Raw genomic sequence first — 3,202 nt, 5'->3', positions numbered from 1 at the left:
GCGTGACCTGGGCAGTCAACGTGAGCGTAGTGACGAATGTTCGAGTTGTACTCGACGTGAGCGGTGTTGATGGTGATACCGCGTGCTTTTTCTTCTGGAGCCGAGTCGATTTTGTCGAACTCAACGACGGCCGAACCGAAAACTTCGGAGCAGACGCGAGTCAGAGCTGCGGTCAGAGTGGTCTTACCGTGGTCAACGTGGCCGATAGTGCCGACGTTAACGTGGGGAAGGGAACGATCAAACTTTTCCTTAGCCATCGATACAATCCTCCGCAGAAGAAAATAGTCTTACGCTGATAAAACAAAGGCAGATATTTTCATATCTGCCTTGTTTATATGGAGCTCTTGAGCGGACTTGAACCGCTGACCTCACCCTTACCAAGGGTGTGCTCTACCAACTGAGCTACAAGAGCGAAACACTTTGCGCAAAATCCTGCAAACTTGGAGCGGGTAGCGGGAATCGAACCCGCATCATCAGCTTGGAAGGCTGAGGTTCTACCACTAAACTATACCCGCGGAGCTTGCGGCTCTCGCTAAAACTGGTGGAGGGAGAAGGATTCGAACCTTCGAAGCTCTCGCAACGGATTTACAGTCCGTCCCCTTTGACCGCTCGGGAATCCCTCCAGATGTGGCCGGCATTCTATGTGTCTGCCGTCCTAGTGTCAAGCTTTTTTTCAAATTTTTTCAATCAAATCTGAAGCTTAGCTGCTTTGACACCCGCTTCCAGTTCTGCCACCTGAGTGGTGTTCCCTGTGAAGCGGGCGCCATTCTATCAAGCTATTCGCCAGTTGCAATACCCTGGCAGAAAATAATTTTATGTTTTAAGTCTTTGAAATCGTTGGAAAGAGTCTCGAGGACGGTTTGGTCCAGTAAACGCTCGCTTTCCGGGGAAATCTTGAGCCAAAGCCCTTCTGCCCCAGGCAGCTGGCCGGACACTTGAGCAGCATTGATATCCAGGCTCAGCAGGCGTTGCCGCAACGCATCAAGCTGCTCGCGACCAGCCAGGCCACCCAGCACCAGGCATTCGTCACGCCGCCGGGCCGGTGCCGATGCCCCTGTTTCCCTGAGCAGGCGAATCTCTTGCTGGTTACCTTTGTACAACGACAACGGGGCTACGTCCTTTGCCTTCAGCGGGGCTTCCTGTTGGTGCCAGACGTAATAGAAGACATTGAGCACCAGCAACAGCAGAAACAACCAACGCATAAGCACCTCAGTCCAGTGGACAGGCCATCGCCAGGCCGACAAATACCAGGTCGGGGACCACTCTGGCCTGTGGCGCTGCCTCTCGCACCAGCGGCGCATCCCCACCCGTCAGGAATACAGTGAAGTCGTCACCCCACAAGGCCCGCGCCTGCTCAAGCTGGGTACGGGCAAAGCCTTGCAGCATCAGCACACAACCACGCTCTACCGCTTCCACGGTGGAACGCCCTGGCTCAAGGCTGCTCAAGGCACGTTCGGCCGATGCGTCGTCATAGCGAATACGGCGGGTATGTGTGCGCAGCTGGCTACGCATCAACGGCATGCCAGGACAGATATAGCCACCCAGGTGCTCGCCGTCTGCGCAGACAAAGTCGGCCTTGGCTGCGGTACCCAGGTCAATGACCAGGCATGCCCCTTTGGCAAGATGAAAAGCCCCCAAGGCTGCCAGCCAACGGTCCATGCCTAGGCGCTGGTAATCGTCATAACCATTGCGCACACCTGCCATTTCCCGGGCAGGCTCGGCAACACGGGCAACGACTGCAAAAGCCTCGGCGATGAGCGCACAGAGGGCAGCGGTTTCATCTTCGCTGCGCACACTGACAATTCGGCAACCTGTAAGTCGCAAGGACGCCAGTGCTGCGACGTCGCCAACCAACGCCTGATCGGAGTCGACAATCCCACCACCAACAATGGTGGCGTCGGCAGCGTGAATGACACGCCACTTGATGAAGCTGTTACCGCAATCGAGCTCAAGAATCATCACGCAACCTCAAACTGAGCTCACCACCACTGAAGCTCTTTTCCACACCGTCGACCTCAAGGCGCAATCCACCCTGCCCGTCCACGCCCAACACGACACCATCGATACAGGTGGTGCCCGCAATGAGAGACACATTTCGCCCCTGCCATAGGTGCGCCTGCTCCCATTCTTCCTGGAACGCTGCAAAACCGTAGCGCCGATGACGGGCCAACTCATGTTGCAGCTGCTGGCTGAGCATGGCCACCAAGCGGTTACGATCAATCGTCGTACCGACCTCACGCCTGATCGAGGTCCATTGCTGGTCGACCTGATCATTGACCTGCATGTTCACATTAATACCAATGCCAAGGACAACATGGCAGACATCGGCGGGGTCGCCCACAAGCTCCAGCAGAATACCGGTGATTTTCTGCCCGCGGACCAGGACATCGTTGGGCCACTTCAAGCCCACGTCCTTGACACCAAAGCCCTGCAACGTGCGCATCACGGCCAGCCCAACAACCAGGCTGAGCCCTTCAAGCTGGCGCATGCCGCCATCGATACGCAGGACCAGGCTGTAGTAAAGGTTTTCTGCGAATGGACTTATCCACATGCGGCCGCGACGACCACGCCCGGCACTTTGACGCTCAGCCAGGACCAGGAATGGAGCGGATTGCCCCTCGCTGGCAAGACGCAGACCTTCGGCATTGGTCGAATCGATGGTTTCGTGGATGAAAACAGGCCATGGCTCACCCTCTGCAAGCTCAGCGATCGCCTGCTCATCGAGCAAGCTAAGCGGCGCGGCCAATTGATAGCCACGCCCACGGACTTTATGAATGGTGAGGTTCAGCTCACTTTCCAGGTGTTGCAGCTGCTTCCAAACGGCGCTGCGACTTACCCCGAGGGCTGCCCCCAAGGCTTCTCCGGAATGGAACCGGCCATCCTTGAGGAGATTCAACAACTTCAGCATGCCAGTCTCGACTTGGAATAAGGCTGGCATGATAGCCATGGGTCGTTGGCTTGCATAGGAAAAGGGCTGCGGGTAACTGCCTGTAGGCGTGGGTTTGCCCGCGACGCAGCTAATGCGGTGGATGATACCGGCTTGGCCAAAGTCTCGGATGAACTCGCCCCACATGAGCCATGACCGCTTCAGGATTGTTACGACCAGAAAAGACAAAACCCCTACCTGCATGCGCAGATAGGGGTTTTGCGAAATGAATCTTGACGATGACCTACTCTCACATGGGGAAACCCCACACTACCA

General features: G+C 56.3%; 4 protein-coding genes and 3 tRNA genes. All 7 read right to left on the bottom strand.

Features of this window, described 5'->3' with window-relative positions:
- A partial coding sequence (locus H040_RS27170; RefSeq protein ID WP_232251818.1) for a GTP-binding protein occupies positions 1 to 257 on the bottom strand: 257 nt, incomplete at its 3' end.
- Positions 258 to 336: 79 nt separating this feature from the next.
- Positions 337 to 412 (bottom strand) — tRNA-Thr (locus tag H040_RS27165).
- A 29-nt stretch (positions 413 to 441) separates the two neighbouring features.
- Positions 442 to 515: transfer RNA gene (locus tag H040_RS27160), tRNA-Gly, on the bottom strand.
- Between the two features lie 24 nt (positions 516 to 539).
- A tRNA-Tyr gene (locus tag H040_RS27155) sits at positions 540 to 623 on the bottom strand.
- 153 nt (positions 624 to 776) lie between these two features.
- On the bottom strand, positions 777 to 1,202 hold the full coding sequence (locus H040_RS27150) for a hypothetical protein (RefSeq protein ID WP_027919404.1): 426 nt from the start codon (positions 1,200 to 1,202) through the stop codon (positions 777 to 779).
- Between the two features lie 7 nt (positions 1,203 to 1,209).
- Positions 1,210 to 1,959: a pantothenate kinase gene (locus H040_RS27145; protein WP_027919403.1), complete on the bottom strand. Its 750-nt coding sequence runs from the start codon at positions 1,957 to 1,959 to the stop codon at positions 1,210 to 1,212.
- On the bottom strand, positions 1,949 to 2,908 hold the full coding sequence (gene birA / locus H040_RS27140) for a bifunctional biotin--[acetyl-CoA-carboxylase] ligase/biotin operon repressor BirA (protein ID WP_027919402.1): 960 nt from the start codon (positions 2,906 to 2,908) through the stop codon (positions 1,949 to 1,951). Before birA ends, H040_RS27145 begins: the two co-directional genes overlap by 11 nt.
- Positions 2,909 to 3,202: the final 294 nt, after the last annotated feature.

The sequence above is a fragment of the Pseudomonas sp. URMO17WK12:I7 genome (assembly GCF_003269045.1).
GTDB lineage: Bacteria > Pseudomonadota > Gammaproteobacteria > Pseudomonadales > Pseudomonadaceae > Aquipseudomonas > Aquipseudomonas putida_J.
The sequence above is the reverse complement of the archived record's forward strand: the minus strand, read 5'-3'. Positions and strand labels throughout refer to the sequence as shown.

Excerpts from the sequence above, each read along its gene's own strand:
- H040_RS27150 (WP_027919404.1), bottom strand. The coding sequence starts at position 1,202 with ATGCGTTGGTTGTTTCTGCTGTTGCTGGTGCTCAATGTCTTCTATTAC.
- H040_RS27145 (WP_027919403.1), bottom strand. The coding sequence starts at position 1,959 with ATGATTCTTGAGCTCGATTGCGGTAACAGCTTCATCAAGTGGCGTGTC.
- birA (WP_027919402.1), bottom strand. The coding sequence starts at position 2,908 with ATGCTGAAGTTGTTGAATCTCCTCAAGGATGGCCGGTTCCATTCCGGA.